General features: G+C 35.7%; 1 protein-coding gene. It reads right to left on the reverse strand.

Annotation, left to right across the window (positions count from 1 at the left end; all coding sequences use genetic code 11):
• The coding region (locus tag SH09_RS12905) for a plasmid recombination protein (protein WP_200888859.1) at positions 1-252 on the reverse strand (252 nt) is incomplete at both ends.

Here is a 252-nt window from a genome sequence, read left to right on the forward strand (position 1 = left end):
CTGCTTTTTTGTTGTATATGGCTTAATTTTTGGCTCTCACGCTCATATTCTTGCTTATGATATTCTGTTTTTTGCTTATATCGGTTTACCTGATCATGTTTAGCATTTGTAACTTGTCTTGATTGTCCTCGGTCCAAATCATACCCACGTTGATTAACATATTCGTTAAATCTATCTTGAAACGCTGTTAACGCCTTTTTATTCCCTACAACTTCTTTTGCACTTAATCTACCGTCATCAGTGATAGGGACA

The sequence above is a fragment of the Staphylococcus gallinarum genome, assembly GCF_000875895.1.
GTDB classification, from domain to species: Bacteria; Bacillota; Bacilli; order Staphylococcales; family Staphylococcaceae; genus Staphylococcus; species Staphylococcus gallinarum.